This is a genomic window from Streptomyces sp. TOM-9, from assembly GCF_056858595.1.
Map to the genome: position 1 here is coordinate 5,108,817 of NZ_JBXEQB010000001.1, position 19,474 is coordinate 5,128,290.

General features: G+C 72.1%; 22 protein-coding genes and 1 tRNA gene. 13 read left to right on the forward strand and 10 right to left on the reverse strand.

Going from position 1 to position 19,474, the window contains the following annotated elements; genetic code table 11:
* Positions 1 to 23: 23 nt before the first annotated feature.
* Entirely contained in the window at positions 24 to 329 is a 306-nt protein-coding gene (locus AC1VWI_RS23780; protein ID WP_499513041.1) for a DUF6191 domain-containing protein, read from the reverse strand.
* A 67-nt stretch (positions 330 to 396) separates the two neighbouring features.
* Here AC1VWI_RS23780 and AC1VWI_RS23785 point away from each other — a divergent pair, with 67 nt between their 5' ends.
* The 4 genes from AC1VWI_RS23785 to AC1VWI_RS23800 all read left to right on the forward strand — a co-directional run bounded on the left by AC1VWI_RS23785 (position 397) and on the right by AC1VWI_RS23800 (position 4,094).
* Entirely contained in the window at positions 397 to 861 is a 465-nt protein-coding gene (locus AC1VWI_RS23785) for a GNAT family N-acetyltransferase (RefSeq protein WP_499513042.1), read from the forward strand.
* A 209-nt stretch (positions 862 to 1,070) separates the two neighbouring features.
* Positions 1,071 to 2,633 carry an alpha/beta hydrolase gene (locus AC1VWI_RS23790; RefSeq protein ID WP_499513043.1) on the forward strand — a complete coding sequence of 521 codons (1,563 nt, stop codon included), beginning with the start codon at positions 1,071 to 1,073 and terminating at the stop codon, positions 2,631 to 2,633.
* Positions 2,634 to 2,693: 60 nt separating this feature from the next.
* Positions 2,694 to 3,200: a hypothetical protein gene (locus AC1VWI_RS23795; RefSeq protein ID WP_499513044.1), complete on the forward strand. Its 507-nt coding sequence runs from the start codon at positions 2,694 to 2,696 to the stop codon at positions 3,198 to 3,200.
* A 147-nt stretch (positions 3,201 to 3,347) separates the two neighbouring features.
* Positions 3,348 to 4,094: an SDR family oxidoreductase gene (locus AC1VWI_RS23800; RefSeq protein WP_499513045.1), complete on the forward strand. Its 747-nt coding sequence runs from the start codon at positions 3,348 to 3,350 to the stop codon at positions 4,092 to 4,094.
* Positions 4,095 to 4,204: 110 nt separating this feature from the next.
* On the opposite strand, the gene AC1VWI_RS23805 is transcribed toward AC1VWI_RS23800, so the two are convergent.
* Positions 4,205 to 4,278: transfer RNA gene (locus AC1VWI_RS23805), tRNA-Pro, on the reverse strand.
* 88 nt (positions 4,279 to 4,366) lie between these two features.
* A complete protein-coding gene (locus tag AC1VWI_RS23810) occupies positions 4,367 to 5,299 on the reverse strand; it encodes a metallophosphoesterase (protein ID WP_499513046.1) in 933 nt (310 codons plus the stop codon).
* Between the two features lie 76 nt (positions 5,300 to 5,375).
* Here AC1VWI_RS23810 and AC1VWI_RS23815 point away from each other — a divergent pair, with 76 nt between their 5' ends.
* A complete protein-coding gene (locus tag AC1VWI_RS23815; RefSeq protein ID WP_499513047.1) occupies positions 5,376 to 5,837 on the forward strand; it encodes a GatB/YqeY domain-containing protein in 462 nt (153 codons plus the stop codon).
* Positions 5,838 to 5,978: 141 nt separating this feature from the next.
* Here AC1VWI_RS23815 and AC1VWI_RS23820 read toward each other — a convergent pair whose 3' ends face one another.
* On the reverse strand, positions 5,979 to 8,273 hold the full coding sequence (locus tag AC1VWI_RS23820; RefSeq protein WP_499513048.1) for a transglycosylase domain-containing protein: 2,295 nt from the start codon (positions 8,271 to 8,273) through the stop codon (positions 5,979 to 5,981).
* A 397-nt stretch (positions 8,274 to 8,670) separates the two neighbouring features.
* Here AC1VWI_RS23820 and AC1VWI_RS23825 point away from each other — a divergent pair, with 397 nt between their 5' ends.
* Positions 8,671 to 9,021, forward strand: a complete 351-nt coding sequence (locus tag AC1VWI_RS23825) for a WhiB family transcriptional regulator (RefSeq protein ID WP_499513049.1) — start codon at positions 8,671 to 8,673, stop codon at positions 9,019 to 9,021.
* On the opposite strand, the gene bagB is transcribed toward AC1VWI_RS23825, so the two are convergent.
* Entirely contained in the window at positions 9,003 to 10,436 is a 1,434-nt protein-coding gene (gene bagB / locus AC1VWI_RS23830) for an ATPase BagB (RefSeq protein ID WP_499513050.1), read from the reverse strand. The genes AC1VWI_RS23825 and bagB overlap by 19 nt on opposite strands.
* Positions 10,433 to 11,413 (reverse strand): ATPase BagA, encoded by a 981-nt coding sequence (gene bagA / locus AC1VWI_RS23835; protein ID WP_499513051.1) that lies wholly within the window; start codon positions 11,411 to 11,413, stop codon positions 10,433 to 10,435. The genes bagB and bagA overlap by 4 nt, the downstream gene beginning before the upstream one ends.
* Positions 11,414 to 11,484: 71 nt before the next feature.
* Here bagA and sp36 point away from each other — a divergent pair, with 71 nt between their 5' ends.
* From sp36 to AC1VWI_RS23855, 4 genes are all read left to right on the forward strand, one after another.
* Positions 11,485 to 11,646, forward strand: coding sequence for a Sp36 family protein (sp36, locus tag AC1VWI_RS23840; RefSeq protein ID WP_450400653.1), 162 nt, complete (start codon positions 11,485 to 11,487; stop codon positions 11,644 to 11,646).
* Positions 11,643 to 12,107, forward strand: coding sequence for a RidA family protein (locus AC1VWI_RS23845; protein WP_499513052.1), 465 nt, complete (start codon positions 11,643 to 11,645; stop codon positions 12,105 to 12,107). The genes sp36 and AC1VWI_RS23845 overlap by 4 nt, the downstream gene beginning before the upstream one ends.
* Before the next feature lie 111 nt (positions 12,108 to 12,218).
* A complete protein-coding gene (locus AC1VWI_RS23850) occupies positions 12,219 to 13,091 on the forward strand; it encodes an NUDIX hydrolase (protein WP_499513053.1) in 873 nt (290 codons plus the stop codon).
* Positions 13,088 to 13,912 (forward strand): MBL fold metallo-hydrolase, encoded by an 825-nt coding sequence (locus AC1VWI_RS23855; RefSeq protein WP_499513054.1) that lies wholly within the window; start codon positions 13,088 to 13,090, stop codon positions 13,910 to 13,912. The genes AC1VWI_RS23850 and AC1VWI_RS23855 overlap by 4 nt, the downstream gene beginning before the upstream one ends.
* Positions 13,913 to 14,037: 125 nt before the next feature.
* Here the strand turns inward: AC1VWI_RS23855 and AC1VWI_RS23860 are convergent, their stop codons facing one another.
* Complete coding sequence (locus tag AC1VWI_RS23860) at positions 14,038 to 14,712, reverse strand: Crp/Fnr family transcriptional regulator (RefSeq protein WP_431950174.1); 675 nt, start codon at positions 14,710 to 14,712, stop codon at positions 14,038 to 14,040.
* A gap of 255 nt (positions 14,713 to 14,967) precedes the next feature.
* On the opposite strand from AC1VWI_RS23860, the gene nth reads away from it, so the two are divergent.
* Genes nth through AC1VWI_RS23875 form a run of 3 tightly spaced genes read left to right on the forward strand, consistent with a single transcriptional unit; the run spans position 14,968 to position 17,691 of the window.
* A complete protein-coding gene (gene nth, locus AC1VWI_RS23865) occupies positions 14,968 to 15,789 on the forward strand; it encodes an endonuclease III (protein WP_499513055.1) in 822 nt (273 codons plus the stop codon).
* Complete coding sequence (locus AC1VWI_RS23870; protein ID WP_499513056.1) at positions 15,786 to 16,466, forward strand: NUDIX hydrolase; 681 nt, start codon at positions 15,786 to 15,788, stop codon at positions 16,464 to 16,466. Before nth ends, AC1VWI_RS23870 begins: the two co-directional genes overlap by 4 nt.
* Positions 16,467 to 16,488: 22 nt before the next feature.
* The gene (locus AC1VWI_RS23875) at positions 16,489 to 17,691 is read left to right on the forward strand and encodes a MarP family serine protease (RefSeq protein ID WP_499513057.1); all 1,203 of its coding nucleotides are present in this window, start codon (positions 16,489 to 16,491) and stop codon (positions 17,689 to 17,691) included.
* Positions 17,692 to 17,732: 41 nt separating this feature from the next.
* On the opposite strand, the gene AC1VWI_RS23880 is transcribed toward AC1VWI_RS23875, so the two are convergent.
* The 3 genes from AC1VWI_RS23880 to AC1VWI_RS23890 all read right to left on the reverse strand — a co-directional run bounded on the left by AC1VWI_RS23880 (position 17,733) and on the right by AC1VWI_RS23890 (position 19,428).
* The gene (locus AC1VWI_RS23880; protein ID WP_499513058.1) at positions 17,733 to 17,915 is read right to left on the reverse strand and encodes a hypothetical protein; all 183 of its coding nucleotides are present in this window, start codon (positions 17,913 to 17,915) and stop codon (positions 17,733 to 17,735) included.
* A gap of 94 nt (positions 17,916 to 18,009) precedes the next feature.
* Positions 18,010 to 18,933 (reverse strand): alpha/beta fold hydrolase, encoded by a 924-nt coding sequence (locus AC1VWI_RS23885; RefSeq protein ID WP_499513059.1) that lies wholly within the window; start codon positions 18,931 to 18,933, stop codon positions 18,010 to 18,012.
* Between the two features lie 12 nt (positions 18,934 to 18,945).
* A complete protein-coding gene (locus AC1VWI_RS23890) occupies positions 18,946 to 19,428 on the reverse strand; it encodes a phage holin family protein (protein ID WP_499513060.1) in 483 nt (160 codons plus the stop codon).
* Positions 19,429 to 19,474: the final 46 nt, after the last annotated feature.

Genomic DNA, 19,474 nt, shown 5'->3' on the forward strand with positions numbered 1-19,474 from the left:
CCCGCAGCGGACCGTGGCCGTCGTCACCCGCTGCGATCACGCCCCGGAACGACGATCAGCGCCGTCCCCCGCCCCAGGTCCACCCGCGACCGCGGGGGCGCCCCGTCGCCCTCCTCGTCGCGCAGCATCAGCGTCGCCCGGCGCTCGTCCAACTCGCTGCGCTTGCCCGGCGAGAAGCTCGCGTGCAGCTGCTCGAAACCGGTCGCGGAGACCTGCCCGCTCCGTCCGCCCCACCGGCCCGCCCGCAGCACCTGGTCGACGAAGGCCACCCCGATCAGCAGGATCACCAGGCCCGGCAGCGTCATGAAGACCACGAACCCGACACCCATGGCCCAACCTTCGCACGGCGGCGGCGCACCGGCGACGGTCCGGCCGGCACCGGGCTACCCTCGCGCCATGGCCGACACCGAACAGCCCCTCGTCCCGCCGGACTTCGTCGTCCCGGACCCGCCCGCCACCGACCGCTTCCGCCTGGAACCCCTCGGCCCGCGGCACAACGCCGCCGACCACGCCGCCTGGACCTCCGGCATCGACCACATCCGCGCCACCCCCGGCTTCGAGGGCCGCTCCTGGCCGCCGCCGGACGGGATGAGCCTCGAAGCCAACCTGGAGGACCTGCGCAAGCACGCGGAGGACTTCGAGCGGCGCACCGGCTTCACCTACACCGTCCTGTCCGTCCCCGGCGGCGACGTCATCGGCTGCGTGTACGTCTACGGCTCCCGCAGCGAGCCCGGCGTCATCGACGTCCGCTCCTGGGTCAGCGCCCCCCACGCCGCCCTGGACGCCCCGCTCCACCGCGTCGTCAGCGACTGGCTGGCCGGCGCCTGGCCCTTCGAACGCATCGCCTACGCGCCCCGCTGAACCCCTGACCGGGCACGTGGGGAAGTTCACGCGTTCGGCCCACTCGGGCCGCCACCACGTACGACGTGTGATGGGGTGGTGACGCAGCGGAGCCGTGGGGGGTGCGTCCGAGCGCTCCGCGACACGACCGGACCCTGATTCCCCGGGGCGGCCCGGGCGCCGCGTCCGGCGGTCCCCCCGTCACACGGGCGTACGAGGAAGGCGTGGCGATGATCGCTGTACGGGACACCGACGGCATACCCCGGCGCCGGCTGCGTGGCGCACTCGCGGTGCTGAGCACCTGCGGGCTCCTGCTGACCGCTGCCTGCGCCACCGCCGTCCCGCTGCGGCTGTCCCCCGACGCCGTCCGGGCGGCCGCGGACCCCGCCGCGGGCGTACCCCCGGAGCTGCGGCGCTACTACGAGCAGCACCTCGACTGGGAAGCCTGCCAGGACGTGCCCGGCTTCCAGTGCGCGACCGTGACGGTGCCCCTGGACTACGCCCACCCGGAAGCGGGCGACATCACCCTGACCGCCGCCCGTGTGCGGGCCACCGGCGACGCCGGCGCCCGCGTCGGCTCGCTCCAGGTCAACCCCGGCGGTCCCGGCGAGTCCGCCGTCGACTACCTGGTCGCCGCCGCCGGCACCTTCTCCCCGGCCACGCGCTCCGCGTACGACCTGGTCGCCGTCGACCCGCGCGGCGTGCGGTACAGCACCCCCGTGGAGTGCGCCACCGACACCCCGGCCACCCCCATGGGCTTCGGCCTGCGGCTGTCCGGCGACGCGGCCGAGATCACCGACTCCTACGAGGCGTTCGAGGAACTCGCCGACGCCTGCGAGGAGCACGCCGGGGAACTGCTGCCCCACCTCGGCACCCCGGACGCGGCACGCGACATGGACGTCGTGCGCGCCCTCCTCGGCGACGAGCGCCTGCACTACCTCGGCTACTCCTACGGCACCTACCTCGGCGCGACCTACGCCGAGCTGTTCCCCTCGCGGGTCGGCCGCATGGTTCTCGACGGCGCCGTCGACCCCGCGATCGACGGCTACCGCGAGAACCTGGACAGCACCGTCGGGTACCAGCTGGCCTGGGACTCCTTCGCCGCCGACTGCGCCGCACGCCCCGACTGCCCGGTCGGCCACTCCGTCGCGGAGGCCGGCCGCGTCCTCGACGGCCTGCGGGACAAGCTGGACGCCGGCCCGCTGCGCCAGGGCAAGGACATCACCGTCACCGGCGAGGACCTCCTCACCGCGGTCATCACGGCCCTGCGCGAGGCCTCCTGGGAGGAACTGCGCACCATGCTGCGCCAGATCCTGGCCGGCGACACCACCGAACTGCAGCAGTTCGGCGGCACGGACGAGGGCGACTCCGGCAACGCCGCGGACGCCCTCCTCGCCGTCGACTGCCTCAGCTCCACCCTCGGCGCCCGCTTCTCCGAGGCCCAGGCCCAGGCCGCACTGCCCGCCTTCCTGCACGCCTCGCCCCAATTCGGCACCTCACTGGCCACGTTCCTGGTGCTGTGCACCCACTGGCCCGTCCCGGCGACCCAGACCCCGCACGCCATCGCGGCCCCCGGCGCCGCCCCCATCCTCGTCGTCGGCACCACCCGCGACCCCGCCACCCCGTACCCCTGGGCCGAGTCCCTCGCCCGTCAACTCGACTCCGGCCACCTGCTCACCTACGACGGCGACGGCCACACCGCCTACCACCGCGGCAGCCCGTGCATCGACGACGCCGTCGACCTCTACCTGACCCACGGCGAACTCCCCGCCCCCGGCACCATCTGCGGCTGACCCGCGCCGCTGCGCGTCCAGGCCTTGGCCGTGGGCCCGCGCCGGGTCAGACTCGTGCCCGTGGAGGAAGCGATCCCGCTCGGCCGGGGCGATGTGCGCTGGGTGTTCCCGGATCCGGCAGACGCCGAGGCCGTGCAGGAAGCGCTGAGCACGGCCGATGCGCTGGTCTCCCGGCTGGCCGAGCACCTCGGCGTCCGGGCCGGTCACACCGGAAGTGGCCTGGAGTACCTCCGTGTTGAGGGCTTCGAGCTCGCGGGAGTCTTCGGCTCCGTGGAGCTCAGCGAGGTCTCCTTTCACGCGCGGCTGTACTTCCCGCGCCGATGCCTCTGGGATCTGCGCCGGGGTCCGCCGTGGGAGGTCGAGGCGGAGGTCAGGGTGGCGTGCGACCGCGCGGTGGATTGCGGCGGGCACACCGTCGCCGAGAGCGGGCGCTCCTGCGACACCCCCCTGGACGCGGCGCGCGGCCTGGTGCGGGCCACGGCGTGGCTGCATGCCCGGGGCGTCGGCGAGCCGCCGCACGCTTGGCGCTCCCGGGACCCCGGGTGCCCGCCGGGTCCGGTGGGCTGAGAGGGCGGCCTCGGGGTGGCCGGCATGCGGCGGCCATCCCTATTAGTATTGAATGATACGATCGCGATCGTAACAATAGGTGGAGCTGACGCGATGGGTGTGGCCCGTTCCTTCCTTTCGTGCAGCACCGAGAGGACGGGAGCAGTCATGAAGATCGCAGTCGCCGGCGGTACCGGGGTGGCCGGACGTTTCGTGGTGGAGGCCGTAAGGGCCCGCGGACACGAGCCCGTGGTTCTGTCACGCGGACAGGGTGTCGACCTGGTCAGCGGGTCGGGGCTGGAAGCGGCGCTGACCGGGGCCGACGCGGTGATCGACGTCAGCAACGTGACCACGAACCGCAAGTCGGTGGCCGTCGGCTTCTTCGAGAAGGCGGGACGGAACCTCATCGGTGCGGCCGAACGCGCCGGGGTCCGGCACCTCGTGACGCCGTCGATCGTGGGGGTCGACCGGGTCGGGCACCCGTACTACACGGGCAAGCTGCGGCAGGAGGAGATCATCCGGGGCGGGCCGGTGCCATGGACCATCATGCGGGCGACGCAGTTCTACGAGTTCGTCGGTCAGGCGCTGAGCGGTGTCCCCGGACCGATCGCGCTGGTGCCGACGGCGCCGGTCCAACCCATCGCCGTACGGGAAGTGGCCGAGGCCCTCGTCGACCTCGCCCTCGAAGCGCCGAAGGGGATGGCCCCCGAGCTCGCGGGCCCGCAGGTCGAGTCCCTGGTCGACCTGGCCCGGCGCCTCATCGCCGCGGGCGGCGCCCGCCGCCGTCCGGTCGTGCCCCTGTACTTCCCCGGCGGGATGCGCAGCGGTGGCCTGCTGCCGACCGGCCCCGGCCCCCGCGGCACCCAGACGTTCACCGAGTGGCTCGAGGCGCAGAGCGCGGCGAAGCCCTCATGACCGACCCCGGCTTCGACCGGGACCGCGAGCGGTGGTCAGGCGGATAGTCACCTGAGACGAGTCAGGGCTCCCGGGAAATTTCCTGGGAGCCCTGATCTGCAACTACGAAGTCGGGGTGGCGGGATTTGAACCCACGGCCTCTTCGTCCCGAACGAAGCGCGCTACCAAGCTGCGCCACACCCCGGTGTCGCGTCGTGGCCTCGGGCCCGGCGCGACGAGGATTACTCTAGCGGACCTCCCGCTGGAGACGAAATCCGGTTTTCGGCGGCGGCTCAGGCGCCCGGCGTCAGGGTGAGCAAGGTGGCCTCGGGCGGGCAGGCGAAGCGGACCGGGGTGTAGCGGTTGGTGCCGCAGCCCGCGGAGACGTGCAGGTATGAGCGGTGACCGGCGGCCTCGTGGGTGGACAGGCCCTTGACCCGGTCCGCGTCGATGTCGCAGTTGGTGACGAGGGCGCCGTAGAAGGGGATGCACAGCTGGCCGCCGTGGGTGTGCCCGGCGAGGATCAGCGGGTAGCGGTCGGCGGTGAAGGCGTCGAGCACGCGCAGGTACGGGGCGTGGACGACCGCGAGCGAGAGGTCGGCGTCCGCGTCGGGACCGCCGGCGACGGCGGCGTAGCGGTCGCGGCGGATGTGGGGGTCGTCGAGGCCGGTGAAGGCGATCTCGATCCCGTCGTCGAGCTTGAGGCGGCCGCGGGTGTTGTTGACCCCGACCCAGCCGGCCACGTCGAAGGCGTCGCGGATCTCCTCCCACGGGTTGCGGATGACGCCGATGGCGGGGTTGTTCTGGCCGTTGAGGCCGTGCGTGCCCCGGAGGCGCTCGGCGAGGTAGCGGGCGGGGTTGCGCGGGGTGGGGCCGTAGTAGTCGTTGGAGCCGAAGACGTAGGCGCCGGGGAGGTCGAGCAGCGGCCCGAGGGCGTCCATCAGCTCGGGGACGCCCTGGGGGTCGGAGAGGTTGTCGCCGGTGTTCACGACGAAGTCGGGGCGGAGCCCGGCCAGCGACTGCAGCCAGCGGCGCTTCTTGTTCTGGCCGCGGACCATGTGGATGTCGGAGACCTGCAGGATGCGGATCGGCCGCATCCCGGCCGGCAGCACCGGCACCGCCACCCTGCGCAGCCGGAACGACCGTGCCTCGATCCCGGCCGCGTAGGCCACGCAGGCCGCACCGGCAGCTGTGATGCCCAGGGGTACTCCGTATCGCGCGCGCATGCCCTCCATGGTGGCAGACGGCACGTCAGGGATAAATCCGCGGCCCTCCCGGTGGCGACCTGGCAGACTCGACGCCATGACCACCACGCTCAAGAAGCGTCTGCACGACGACCTCACGGCTGCCATCAAGGGGCGGGACGAGCTGACCTCGTCCACCCTCCGTCTCACCCTCACCGCGATCACCAAGGAGGAGGTCGCGGGCAAGGAGGCGCGCGAGCTCTCCGACGACGAGGTGCTGAAGGTGATCGCCCGCGAGGCGAAGAAGCGCCGGGAGGCCGCCGACGCCTTCGAGCAGGGCGGCCGCAAGGAGGCCGCGGAGCGTGAGCTGGCCGAGCGCGAGGTGCTGGACGCCTACCTGCCCAAGCAGCTGGACGACGCGGAGCTGGCCGGCATCGTCGCCGCGGCGATCGAGGAGTCCGGGGCCGAGGGGCCGAAGGCGATCGGCGCCGTCATGAAGATCGTGAACCCGAAGGTCGCCAGCCTGGCCGAGGGCGGCCGGGTCGCCGCCGAGGTGCGCAAGCAGCTCGCGGGCGGCTGACAGGGGCCGACGGCGGCTGACGGGGGCCGACGCCACGGAGGGCGGCGTGGCCCGCCGGGCCTCCTCCACCGGAACGCCGAAGGGGCGCCGGGACCGATCGGTCCCGGCGCCCCTTCGGCGTCATGTCGTGTCACGCGGGGATCAGCCCGGCCCGGTGCCGCCCGTCTCGGGGGTGCCGGTCCCGGGATCCCCGGTGCCGTTGTTCCCGCCGCTGCGGCCGTTGCCACCGCCGGTGGTGAAGCCGTTGGCCCCGTCGCCGCCGAGGGTGTCGCCGCCGAAGATCCCGCCGAGCAGGCCGTCGTCGCCACCGTTGCCGTTGCCGCCGTTGTCACCGCGGCCGTGGTGGTCGTCGTCGTCGCCCCGTGGCTTCTCGGGATCCTTGATGGCGACCGTCGGCAGGCCGGGCGAGACGGTGCCGGCCAGGGCGCCGGACATCGCGTCCTTCCAGATCGGACCCGGGGTGTCGGCGCCGTAGACCTCGGCGTGGAAGCGGCCGCCGATGGTGATGTTGGTCATCCTGCGCTTGTGGGCCGGGTCGCCGACCCAGACGGCACCCGCCATGTCCGAGGTGTAGCCCACGAACCAGGCGGCGTAGCGGAAGTCCGTCGTACCGGTCTTGCCCGCGCTGTCGCGGTCGCTGAGCCCGGCCTGCTGACCGGTGCCGTCCTCGACCACGCCCTTGAGCAGGGTGTTGATCGTGGAGGCGGTCTGCTCGGACATGGCCCGCTCGCACTCGGTCTTGGGCACCGGCAGCTTCTTGCCGTTCGCGTCGGTGATCGACTCGATGGCGACCGGGGTGCAGTACTCGCCCTTGTTGGCGAAGGTCGCGTAGGCGGCGGCCATCTTCAGCGGCGACATCTCGTTGACGCCGAGGGTGAAGGAGGCGCCGAGGCCCAGCTTGGTCCCGCCGGCGCGCTTGGTGATGCCGAGGGAGTTGACCATCCGCGTCACGTCGCACAGGCCGGCGTCGGCCTCCAGGGAGACGAAGTAGGTGTTGATCGACTTCGCCAGCGCCTCCCGCATCCCGTACGGGCCGACCTCGGACTTGCTCTCGTTGGGCACCTTGTCCTTGCTGGTGTAGCGGTTGCCGTCGCAGTCGGTCACGTCCGGGTACGGCATCTCGTACGGCGAGGGGTAGGACTGCGCCGTCGACATGCCCTTCTCCAGGGCGGCCGCAGCGGTGAAGGGCTTGAACGTCGAACCCGGCTGGTAGCCCGCGCCGCCGCCCATGTTCCGGTCGACGGAGTAGTTGATCTGGGTCTGGTTCTTCTTGAAGCCGTACGGGCGGGACTGGCCCATCCCGACGACCCTGCCCGTGCCGGGCTGGACCAGGGTCACGGCGGTGGCGACGTCGTCGCTCTTGTACACGTGCTGGCTGATCGAGTCCTGGACCGCCCGTTGCGCCTTCGGGTCGAGGGTGGTGCGGACGGTGAGGCCGCCCTGGTCCCAGCGCTTGGCGCGCTCGGCCTTGGTCTTGCCGAAGGCCTTGTCCGTGAGGAAGACCTGGCGCACGTAGTCACAGAAGAACCCGGCGCCGTTGACGGCGGTGATGCAGCCGTTCTTGGGCTCGCTGATCTTGAGGCCGAGCGGCTTCTTCTTCGCGGCGTCGGCCTCGGCCTGCGTGACGTCCTTCAGGTCGGCCATGCGCTGCAGCACCACGTCGCGGCGCTTCTTGGCCTCCTCCGGGTCGTTCACGGGGTCGTACCGGCTCGGCGACTGGACGAGACCGGCCAGCAGCGCGGACTCGGTGAGCGACAGGTCCTTGGCGGACTTGCTGAAGTAACGCCGGGAGGCGGCCTCGACCCCGTAGGCCTGCTCGCCGAAGAAGGTGATGTTGAGGTAGTTCTCGAGGATCTTCTGCTTCCCCAGCTCCTGCTCGAGCTGGATGGCGTACTTCATCTCTTTGATCTTGCGACCGATGGTCTGCTGGGTGGCCTGCTGGACCTTGGTGGGGTCGTCGCCGGCCTCCTCGATGAAGACGTTCTTCACGTACTGCTGCGTCAGGGTGGACGCGCCCTCGGAGACACCGCCCTCCTGGGCGTTCTTGTTGAGCGCGCGCAGGATGCCCTTGACGTCGATCGCGCCGTGCTCGTAGAAGCGGGCGTCCTCGATGGCGACGATGGCCTGCTGCATCGACTTGCTGATCTTGCCGAGCCCCACGACCGTGCGGTCGCGCGAGTAGACGTTCGCGATCAGGTCGCCCTTGACGTCCAGGATCCGGGTGCTCTGCGAGAGCGGCGGGCGCTTCAGTTCGCCCGGCAGGGAGTCGAAGCCGGCCGCGGTGCCCTTGGCGCTCAGTCCGAGCGCCCCCGCCGCGGGGAGGGCGATGCCGGCCAGCACCACGCCGGCCAGGACGCTGACACCCAGGAACTTGGCGGCCTGCTGAGCGGTACTGGTGCCGCCGCTGCTGGTGGGGCGCGATCGCTTGTGACCCATGGGGTGCAGCTTACGTTGCCATTCTTAAGACGTGGGCATGCTTGTTCGCCTACTCTGTAACAGACAGGCGCGAACACTGCGCACACGTCTGTCTTCCATCCTCACTCTTGTGGGTGATGAGAACTGCCCGAATTCCTGTCATATGCCAGCCATATGACCTGGATCTCAGGCCCCAGAAGTGGCGAGCTGACCGTTTTGCGGCAATTCGCCCGTTCTGCCGTCGGCTCACTCCGTCGGGTGATCTGCCGCGTACCCATAGTCCGTTCGGGCCATTCAAGATTGGGCCTGAAAGGGCTGTTGCGCCGTGCCCACCTTCCGTAACGTCCTCAACTGGCAACGGTGAATATGCCGCTTGCCGCCGTGGGGGAGCCTCGATTCGGGAGAGGACGGCGCCAGCATGAGCAGCTGGGTTACGGACTGGAGTACGCAGGCCGCGTGCCGCACGACGGATCCGGATGAACTTTTCGTCCAGGGAGCGGCCCAGAACAGGGCCAAGGCGGTGTGCACCGGCTGCCCGGTGCGTACCGAGTGCCTGGCCGACGCTCTGGACAACCGTGTGGAATTCGGCGTCTGGGGCGGGATGACCGAGCGGGAGCGCAGGGCGCTGCTGCGCCGACGTCCCACGGTCACCTCGTGGCGCAGGCTCCTGGAGACGGCGCGCACGGAGTACGAGCGCAGCACGGGTGTGCTCCCGCTCGACGACGAGGGCTACGACGGGGAGTACGACGACTACGCCGCCGTCGGCTGACCCTGCGCGAGACGTTCGCCGATCGCGCGCAGGCCCTCGAGGTCGTGCACGTCGCCGGGCAGGGCCGCGACGTCCACCATGGGCACGTCCGGGTGCACCGAGACGAAACGCTCACGGGTGCGCCGCTCGCGCGCGACCAGCTGCATCCGTTCGGCGTGCAGGCGCAGCAGGCCGGCGGTGAGGCGGTCGGCGTCCAGCGGGTCCGTGGTCCGGCCCGCGGCGGGGTCCTGCGCGGGCACGGAAACGGTCGGGGAGCCGGTGGGCGATTCGGGAGAGCTGGTGTCCGCACTGTCCGTACTGGGGGTCCCTTCGCCGCCGTCGGCCGTACGGAGTCCAGCTTTCCCGCCGGGCTGATCCACAATGCCGACGCTTTGAAGATTTTCTGCGGATTCGTCAAACTCCCCGGTCAGCCGGGGAGTTGACGGATATCCGTCGACAGGGCCGGCGTCGGAGACCTCGGTGGCGTCAGCGGCATCCAGGTCGTCCAGCGCCTCCGCCGCCGCCAGCGCCCGCTCCGCCGTGAGCTGCGCCGCCCCGCTGCCGTGCACACGGTTCAGCACCAGCCCGGCGAGCGGCATGTTCTCCGCCGCCAGCCGCTCCACGAAGTACGAGGCCTCGCGCAGCGCGTCCCGCTCCGGCGCGGCCACCACCAGGAACGCCGTCCCGTTCGCCTGGAGCAGCTTGTACGTGGCGTCCGCCCGGGAGCGGAAGCCGCCGAACATCGAGTCCATCGCCGCCACGAAGGTCTGCACGTCGCGCAGCAGGTGCGCGCCCATGACCTTGCTGAGCGTGCCGGTCATCATCGACATCCCGACGTTGAGGAACTTCACGCCGGCCCGCCCGCCGACCTTCGCGGGGGCCATCAGCAGCCGGATGAAACGCCCGTCCAGGAAGGACCCCAGCCGCTTGGGGGCGTCCAGGAAGTCCAGCGCCGACCGGCTCGGCGGGGTGTCGACGATGATCAGGTCCCACGCATCGAGCGCGCGCAGCTGGCCCAGCTTCTCCATGGCCATGTACTCCTGCGTGCCGGCGAAGCCCGCGGAGAGCGACTGGTAGAAGGGGTTGTCCAGGATCGCCCGGGCCCGCTCCTGGTCCGTGTGCTGGAGCACGACCTCGTCGAAGGTCCGCTTCATGTCGAGCATCATCGCGTGCAGCTCACCGCCCGCGGACTCGTCGATCCCGGCCACCTTGCGCGGGGTGTTGTCGAGTTCCGTGAGGCCCATGGACTGCGCCAGCCGACGTGCAGGGTCGATGGTCAGCACGACGGCCTTGCGGCCGCGCTCGGCGGCACGGACGCCCAGGGCCGCGGCCGTGGTGGTCTTGCCGACCCCGCCCGAGCCGCAGCAGACGACGATCCGGGTCCTCGGATCGTCGATCAGCGGGTCGATGTCCAATACCGGACTCTCCAGGCTCATGCGACCCCCAGCCCCTGCTTCCGCAGATTTTCAGCCAATCTGTACAACCCGCCGAGATCGACCCCGTCGCCCATCAGCTCCAGCTCGTACGCGGGCAGCCCCAGCGCGGCCAGTTCCTCGCGCTGGGCCCGCTCCAGGGCCACGCGCTCCGCGTGCTCGTGCGCCTGCGCCAGCAGCGGGTCGACGAGCCGCTCCGCGAGGCCGCCGCGCCGCGCGCCGCCCAGCCCGGCCTGGGAGAGCGCCTTGGCGATCGCCGTGCGCTGCCCGTCGCGCGCCGAGGCCACGGCCGCGCCGTCCATCACCACCGGGCGCACCATGTTGATGACCACGGCCCCGGTCGGCAGCCCCGCCTCCCGCAGCTCGGCCACGCCGTCCACGGTCTCCTGGACCGGCATCTCCTCCAGGAGGGTGACCAGGTGCACCGCGGTCTCCGGGGACTTCATCACCCGCATCACGGCCTGCGCCTGATTGTGTATCGGGCCGAACCGGGCCAGCCCGGCGACCTCGTCGTTGACGTTGAGGAAGCGCGTGATCCGCCCGGTCGGCGGCGCGTCCAGCACCACCGCGTCGTACGACCGCCAGCCCGCCCGGTCCTTGCGGCGCACGGCCTCGCAGACCTTGCCGGTCAGCAGGACGTCGCGCAGTCCCGGCGCCACTGTGGTGGCGAAGTCGATCGCGCCCAGCTTCTTCAGGGCCCGGCCGGCCCGGCCGAGCTTGTAGAACATGTCGAGGTAGTCCAGCAGCGCCTGTTCGGCGTCGATGGCCAGGGCGTACACCTCGCCACCGCCGGGGGCCACGGCGATCTTGCGCTCCTCGTAGGGGAGGGCCTCGGTCTCGAAGAGCTGCGCGATGCCCTGCCGCCCCTCCACCTCCGTCAGCAGTGTCCGTCGGCCCTCGGCGGCGAGGGCGAGTGCCAGCGCAGCGGCGACCGTCGTCTTGCCGGTACCGCCCTTGCCCGTCACGATGTGGAGCCTCACACCTGCGAGCCTAACCAGTCGAGGGCGGGGCTACTCGGGGGCGGGGCTGTGCCAGGCATTACAGTCCCCTCATGACGAAGTGGGAATACGCGACCGTGCCGCTGCTGGTGCACGCGACGAAGCAGATCCTGGACACCTGGGGCGAGGACGGCTGGGAGCTCGTCCAGGTCGTGCCGGGCCCGAACAACCCCGAGCAGCTGGTGGCGTACTTTAAGCGGGAGAAGAACGCGTGAGCGCGGTCGAGCAGCGGCTGGCGGAACTGGGGCTGGAGCTCCCCGCGGTGGCCGCCCCGCTCGCCGCGTACGTCCCGGCCGTCCGGTCCGGCGCGTACGTCCACACCTCGGGCCAGCTGCCGCTCGTCGAGGGCAAGCTGACCTGCACCGGCAAGGTCGGTGCCGAGGTCACCGCGGACGAGGCCAAGCAACTCGCCCGCACCTGCGCGCTCAACGCCCTGGCCGCGGTCCGCTCCGTCGTGGGTGACCTCGACCGCGTCAAGCGCGTCGTGAAGGTCGTCGGCTTCGTCGCCTCCGCCCCCGACTTCACCGGGCAGCCGGCCGTCGTCAACGGCGCGAGCGAGCTGCTCGGCGAGGTCCTCGGCGAGAAGGGCGTGCACGCCCGCAGCGCCGTCGGCGTGGCCGTCCTGCCGCTCGACGCGCCGGTCGAGGTCGAGATCCAGGTCGAGGTCGAGGACTGACGTCCCGGACCCCTCCGGCGGCGCCGTGCCCCGGCCACCGGAGGGGTACCCCGGGCCCGCCCGGCCCGGGCCCTATCGAACATCCCCGCGCAAGCGCATAGCATCCGCCACATGACCACCACGAACGGCCAGTGGTTCCCGGCGAGCTGGCCCGAGCGCATCCGCGCCCTCACCGCGGGCACCCTGGAGCCCGTCGTGCCGCGCCGTGCGGCGACCGTCCTGCTGCTGCGGGACGGCGACGGCGGCCCCGCCGTGCACATGCTGCGGCGCCGGGCCTCGATGGCCTTCGCCGCGGGCGCGTACGCCTATCCCGGTGGCGGTGTGGACCCGCGCGACGAGCGTCCGGTGGCCTGGGCGGGGCCCCCGCCGCCGACCTGGGCCGGCCGGCTGGGCGAGGGCCTGGACCCCGCCGCCGCGCAGGCCATCGTGTGCGCGGCCGTGCGCGAGACCTTCGAGGAGTCCGGCGTGCTGCTGGCCGGGCCCGACGAGGGGTCCGTCGTCGCGGACACCACCGGCGAGGACTGGGAGGCCGACCGGCGCGCCCTGGTCTCGCGGGAGCTGTCCTTCGCCGACTTCCTCGCCCGCCGTTCCCTGGTGCTCCGCTCCGACCTGCTCGGCCCGTGGGCCCGCTGGATCACCCCGGAGTTCGAGGAGCGCCGGTACGACACGTGGTTCTTCGTGACCGCGCTCCCGCCCGGCCAGCGCACCCGCGACGTGTCGGGCGAGGCGGACCGCACGGTGTGGCTGCGGCCCGCCGAGGCCGTGAACGGCTACGACCGCGGCGAGATGACCATGCTGCCGCCGACGATCGCGACGCTGCGGGAGCTGCTGCCGTACGACTCGGCGTCAGCGGCCCTGGCGGGCGCCGCGGACGGGCGCGACCTCACCCCGGTGCTGGCGCGGGCCACGCTGGTGGGCGAGGAGATCGTGCTGACCTGGCCCGGCCACGAGGAATTCACCAAGCGCATGGGAGCCGCCGAATGACCTCGGCCCTTCAGCCCGGCAAGCCCCGCGCGGAGGTCGGGGGCCGGGCGACCGCCCGCGCGGTGTGCGTGCTCGCGCCCAACCCCTCGCCCATGACGCTGGACGGCACGAACACCTGGCTCGTCTCCGAGCCGGACTCCGAGCTCGCCGTCGTCATCGACCCGGGGCCGCTCGACGAGGGCCACCTGAACAACGTGGTCTCCACCGCGCACTCCCTCGGCAAGCGGATCGCCCTCACCCTGCTCACCCACGGCCACCCCGACCACGCCGAGGGCGCGGGCCGCTTCGCCGAGCTGACGGGGACGGCGGTGCGCGCCCTGGACCCGGCGCTGCGCCTGGGCGAGGAGGGCCTGTCCGCGGGCGACGTCGTCACCACCGGCGGCCTGGAAGTGCGCGTCGTCCCCACCCCCGGGCACACCGCGGACTCGCTCTCCTTCCACCTGCCCGCCGACCGGGCCGTGCTCACCGGCGACACCGTCCTCGGCCGTGGCACCACGGTCGTCGCCCACCCCGACGGGCGGCTGGGTGACTACCTGGACTCCCTGCGCCGGCTGCAGGCGCTCACGATGCACGACGGCGTCGCCACCGTCCTGCCCGGCCACGGCCCGGTCCTCGCCGACGCCCGTGGCGCGGTCGAGTTCTACCTCGCCCACCGCGCCCACCGCCTCGCCCAGGTCGAGACGGCCGTCGAGCGGGGCCTCGCGACCCCCTCCGAGGTCGTCGCCCACGTCTACGCGGACGTCGACCGGGCCTTGTGGCCGGCCGCCGAGCTGTCGGTGCGGGCGCAGCTGGACTACCTGCTGGAGCACGGACTGATCTGACGTCCGGTGTGGCCGTCCGGCGCCCCCACGCCCCGCGGCCGCTGAAGGACGCTGAAGGCCGCTGAAGGAGACGCAAAGAAGGGGCGCCCACCTCCGGGTGGGCGCCCCTTCTTTGCGTACGGGCGTCAGCGCGAGCGCTTCGCCAGCCGCTCGACGTCCAGCAGGATGACCGCCCGCGCCTCCAGGCGCAGCCAGCCGCGGCCCGCGAAGTCGGCGAGGGCCTTGTTGACGGTCTCGCGGGAGGCGCCCACCAGCTGGGCGAGTTCCTCCTGCGTGAGGTCGTGGACGACGTGGATGCCCTCCTCGGACTGCACGCCGAAGCGGCGCGACAGGTCCAGCAGCGCCTTGGCGACGCGGCCGGGGACGTCGGAGAAGACCAGGTCGGACATGACGTCGTTGGTGCGGCGCAGGCGCCGGGCGACGGCGCGCAGCAGCGCGGTGGAGACCTCGGGCCGGGCGTTGAGCCACGGCTGCAGGTCGCCGTGGCCGAGGCCGAGCAGCTTGACCTCGGTCAGCGCGGTGGCGGTGGCGGTGCGCGGGCCGGGGTCGAAGAGCGACAGCTCACCGATCAGCTCGCCGGGGCCGACGACGGCGAGCATGTTCTCGCGGCCGTCGGGGGAGGTGCGGTGCAGCTTCACCTTGCCCTCGGTGACGACGTACAGCCGGTCCCCGGGTTCCCCCTCGTGGAACAGCGAGTCGCCACGCGCGAGCGTGACCTCCGTCATGGAGGCGCGCAGTTCAGCGGCCTGCTCATCGTCGAGCGCCGCGAAAAGCGGTGCGCGCCGCAGAACGTCGTCCACGAGCTCTCTCCTTGTCGACATCGCTGGGTCGGTCCCCATCATGCCCGACAGCAAAAACAGTGCGATCAATCACAAGTCTGTCTTATGTGCTCGTGTGATTGTGCTCCGGGGGTCCGTTTGGGGGCCGGATCGCGGCTCTCCAGGGCGATTGTCGGTGGTGAGGCTTAGGCTGGCCGGGTGTCCGATACGCCAAGTGCGCAGAAGAAACGGCAGGGTGGCGGGGCCAGGAGGGTGACCGCCGCCGCGGATTCCGCTGTGAGCGAACAGCCCGCCCGGGCGACGCCCGGCGGCCGCGCGCGGGCGTCCGGCAAGCCCGAGTCGCGGCTCGCCATGGTCCGCAGGGCCCGGCGGATCAACCGCGAGCTCGCCGAGGTGTACCCGTACGCCCACCCCGAGCTCGACTTCGAGAACCCCTTCCAGTTGCTCGTCGCCACGGTGCTCTCGGCCCAGACGACCGACCTGAGGGTCAACCAGACCACCCCCGCGCTGTTCGCGAAGTACCCGGCGCCGGAGGACCTGGCGGCCGCCGACCCGGAGGAGCTGGAGCAGATCCTCCGTCCCACCGGCTTCTTCCGCGCCAAGGCGCGGGCGCTGCTCGGCCTGTCGGCGGCGCTCCGTGACACCTTCGGCGGCGAGGTGCCCGGCCGGCTGGAGGACCTGGTCACGCTGCCCGGCGTGGGCCGCAAGACGGCCAACGTGGTGCTCGGCAACGCCTTCGGCGTCCCCGGCCTCACCGTGGACACCCACTTCCAGCGGCTGGTCCACCGTTTCGGCTGGACCGATGCGAAGGAGCCGGAGAAGATCGAGCAGGACGTCATGGCGATCTTCCCGAAGAGCGAGTGGACGATGCTCTCGCACCGGCTGATCTTCCACGGCCGCCGCATCTGCCACGCCCGCCGCCCCGCCTGCGGCGTCTGCCCGATCGCGCCGCTGTGCCCGTCGTACGGCGAGGGCGAGACGGATCCGGAGAAGGCGAAGAAGCTGCTGAAGTACGAGATGGGCGGTGGCCCGGGGCAGCGGCTCAAGCCGCAGCCGGGATTCCCGGGCACGGCGGCGCCGCCGCTGGAGGTGGAGTGACGCAGGCACGACCCGACATCGAGTCCGTCACGGTTGACCGCGAGGGGCTGCCGTCCTGGCTCGGCCCGGTGGTCCGCGCGGTCGACGGCGTACGGCCCGAGCAGCTCAGCCGCTTCCTGCCGCCGCCGAGCGGCGGCCGTCCCTCCGCCGTCCTCATCCTCCTCGGCGCGGGGGCCGAGGGGCCCGAGCTGCTCCTGATGGAGCGGGCGGCCTCGCTGCGCTCGCACGCGGGACAGCCCTCCTTCCCGGGCGGCGCGCTCGACCCGGAGGACGGCGACCCTGAGGGCGAGGGGCCGTTGCGGGCCGCGCTGCGCGAGGCCTGGGAGGAGACCGGCCTCGACCCGTCGGGGGTGCAGGTCTTCGGGGTGCTCCCGCGGCTCTACATCCCGGTGAGCGACTTCGTCGTGACGCCGGTCCTCGGCTGGTGGCGTACGCCGTCGCCGGTGGGAGCGGTCGACCTGGCCGAGACCGCACGGGTGTTCACCGTCCCCGTGGCGGATCTCACCGATCCCGCCAACCGGGCCATGGTGACGCATCCCAGCGGCTTCCAGGGGCCCGCGTTCCTGGTGCGGGACGCCCTGGTGTGGGGTTTCACCGCGGGCCTGATCGACCGGATCCTCCACCACGCGGGCTGGGAACGACCCTGGGATCGTGCAAAGACGGTCCCGCTGGGTTGATCCTCCATGAGACGGTGTCCGGGTGAATGTGCTGGACATCGTGCTGCTGCTGGCCGCCGTGTGGTTCGCGATCGTGGGCTATCGCCAGGGATTCATCGTCGGCGTGATGTCGGTGGTCGGGTTCCTCGGCGGTGGTCTCGTCGCGGTCTACGTGCTGCCCGCGATCTGGAACGCGGTCACCGACAACGCGCAGCCCGGCACGGTGGCGGTCGTCGCCGCGGTGGTCCTGATCATCGTGTGCGCGTCGGTGGGCCAGGCCTTCACCACGCACCTCGGCAACAAGGTCCGTACGCACGTCAGCTGGTCACCGGCGCGGGCGATCGACGCCATCGGCGGCGCCCTGGTGAACGTCCTGGCGATGCTGCTGGTCGCCTGGCTCATCGGCTCCGCGCTCGCCACCACGACCACGCTGCCCAGCCTCGGCCGTGAGGTCCGCTCCTCCCGGGTGCTGCTGGGGGTGGCGCAGGTCGTGCCGCGCGAGGCCAACAACTGGTTCGCCGACTTCAGTTCGGTGCTCGCGCAGAACGGACTGCCGCAGGTCTTCTCGCCGTTCGGCAACGAGCCGATCACCGCCGTCCCCGCTCCCGACCCGGCGCTCGCCGACAGCGCGGTCGTCGGCCGCGCGCGGCGCAGCATCGTCAAGGTCGTCGGCACCGCACCGAGCTGCGGCAAGGTGCTGGAGGGCACCGGCTTCGTCTTCGCGCCGCACCGGGTGATGACCAACGCCCACGTCGTCGGCGGCGTCGACAACCCGACCGTGCAGATCGGCGGCGAGGGCCGGGTGTACGACGGCAAGGTCGTGCTCTACGACTGGCAGCGCGACATCGCCGTCATCGACGTACCGTCCCTGGACGCGCCCGCGTTGTCCTTCAGCACCACCGACGCCGGGTCACGGGACGACGCCATCGTCGCCGGCTTCCCGGAGAACGGCGGCTTCGACGTGCGTGCCGCCCGGGTACGCGGCCGCATCCCCGCCTCGGGCCCGGACATCTACCACCGGGGCACCGTCGAGCGCGACGTCTACTCGCTGTACACGCTCGTCCGCCAGGGCAACTCCGGCGGACCGCTGCTCACCCCCGAGGGGCGGGTCTACGGCGTGGTGTTCGCCAAGTCCCTCGACGACGCGGACACCGGCTACGCCCTGACGGCGGACGAGGTCCAGCCGGACGTCCAGGCCGGGCGTACGGCGAACCGGCAGGTCGACACCCAGGGCTGTGCCCTGTAGGGCCTCCGGGGGAGCGGGCCGGTCGGCGAGGGGCCGGGCGGTCAGTCGCTGCGGGTATGCCTCAGCCGGGCGCCCACCCAGCGGGCGCGGCGCCTGAGGATGTGGGGAATGCCGAGGCGGGAGCCTCCGGACCGATGGTCCGGGGCCTGCGTCCCGGTGGTGACCCGCGCTCCGTTGGCGCGGCGGTCGCGTGACACGTCACGGTAGTCGTGCGTCCAGCCCATACCGAGCTGTCTGCCCGGGGTCCATGGTCGGTAACCGCCTGGCGCTCCATCAGTTGGCCTATGCGCCCGGCATTTGGCCGATCGTCATACTGGATTAACGGTCCGGTTCCGGGTCCTTGAGCCAGTTGACCAGCTCGGCCGAGAACACCGCCGGATCCTCCTCGTGGGGGAAGTGCCCCAGCCCTTCGAAGAGCCGCCAGCGGTAAGGCGCCTCGACGTACTCCCCGCTGCCCGCGGCGTGCCGGGAGCGCATCGCCGGGTCGAGCGAGCCGTGCAGGTGCAGCGTGGGCACCCGCACCGGACGCTTCATGCGGCGGTTGAACTGGAAGCCGTCCACCCGGGCCAGCGAGCGCACCATCCAGCGGTAGGGCTCTATCGAGCAGTGCGCCGTCGACGGGATGAGCATCGCCCGGCGGTAGGCGTCGACCGTCCCGTCCTCCGGCAGCCGGGGCCCCGACCAGTCCCGCAGCAGCCGTCCCACCAGCGCCGCGTCGTCCGCGACCAGCTGCCGCTCCGGGACGAACGGGCGCTGGAACCCCCACACGTAGCCGCCGGCCGCGCTGTGCCGCAGGTCCGTCAGCATCGCCGAGCGCCAGCGCCGCGGGTGCGGCATGGAGCACACCGCGAGTCGCCGGACGAGCTTGGGCCGCATCGCGGCCGCCGTCCAGGCCAGGTATCCGCCGAGGTCGTGCCCGACCAGCGCGGCGTCCGGCTCGCCGAGCGAGCGGATCACGCCGGTGACGTCGAGCGCCAGGTTCGCGGGGTCGTAGCCGCGCGGTGTGCGGTCGCTGCCGCCCACCCCGCGCAGGTCCATCGCGACCGCGCGGAAGCCCGCGTCGGCCAGCGCGGTCAGCTGGTGCCGCCAGGTCCACCAGAACTGCGGGAAACCGTGCAGCAGCAGCACCAGGGGGCCGTCGCCGAGCTCGGCGATGTGGAAGCGGGCACCATTGGCGGCGACGTCCCGGTGGGTCCAGGGCCCGTCGATGCGCACCACCGGGGAACTATCAGCGACCGTCATGCCCCGAGCGTGTCACACCTTGGCCTCCACCGTGGCCCCCGTCGTGCCGGAGGGGGCGCTCCGGGGGTGCGGCTTGACGCCCTGCAGCACCGCCGCGGTCTCCTTCGCCGAGGCGATGCTGCGCTCCGGCTTCTTGATCTTCTTGAACTTCGAGCGGGCCATCAGGCCCAGCAGACCGGCCAGCACCAGGTACGCCGCACCGACGATGAGGAACGACCAGGCGAGGCCGAGCCCCAGGTTGTGGATGCCGTACGCCGCCGCGAAGCTGAGCACCGGCAGCGAGAAGAGGGCCAGGATGCCGGCGGCGCCCACCGCGCCGCCGCCGATGCCGGCGCGCTTCACGTCCTGCCGCAGCTCGGCCTTGGCGAGGGCGATCTCCTCGTGGACCAGTTCGGACAGGTCCGCCGTCGCCGAGGCGAAGAGATGGCCGAGGCTGCGGTTTCCGTTCGGGCTCACGGTCACCCCCACGTTCACGGGCTCGTCCGCTGGGCTCATCGGGTCCTCCGTCGTCGTCATGGTGCGTCAGTCGTCATACGGGGCA